The sequence below is a fragment of the Corallococcus terminator genome, from assembly GCF_003611635.1.
GTDB lineage: Bacteria > Myxococcota > Myxococcia > Myxococcales > Myxococcaceae > Corallococcus > Corallococcus terminator.
On the sequence record NZ_RAVZ01000840.1, the window covers coordinates 1 to 416 of the forward strand.

The 416-nt window shown below is 52.9% G+C and carries 2 protein-coding genes; both read left to right on the top strand.

Annotated features, from left to right (window positions below):
- Positions 1–14: 14 nt before the first annotated feature.
- Positions 15–176, top strand: coding sequence for a hypothetical protein (locus D7V88_RS45630; protein WP_001789710.1), 162 nt, complete (start codon positions 15–17; stop codon positions 174–176).
- 21 nt (positions 177–197) lie between these two features.
- A partial coding sequence (locus D7V88_RS42395) for an NAD-binding protein (RefSeq protein ID WP_158625305.1) occupies positions 198–416 on the top strand: 219 nt, incomplete at its 3' end.

Sequence of the window (416 nt, forward strand, 5' to 3'; positions counted from 1 at the left end):
ATGCCACCTGTTCGGTGTTACCGGAAGAGAATAGCCTGCAGATTAAAGCCTTTTTGCAACGTACCGCTGATGCCGAACTTTGCGAAACAGGAACACCAGAGCAACCGGGTAAACAAAATCTGCCTGGTGCCGAAGAGGGCGACGGCTTCTTTTACGCTAAGCTAATCAAAAAGTGATGAGATAACGGGTCGCGACTGATGAAAATTATCATTCTGGGTGCCGGCCAGGTTGGCGGCACACTGGCGGAAAACCTGGTTGGCGAGAACAACGATATTACTGTTGTCGATACCAACGGTGAGCGTCTGCGGACCTTGCAGGATAAATTTGACCTGCGAGTCGTGCAGGGGCATGGCTCTCATCCACGCGTATTGCGGGAGGCAGGTGCCGACGACGCCGATATGCTGGTTGCTGTAACC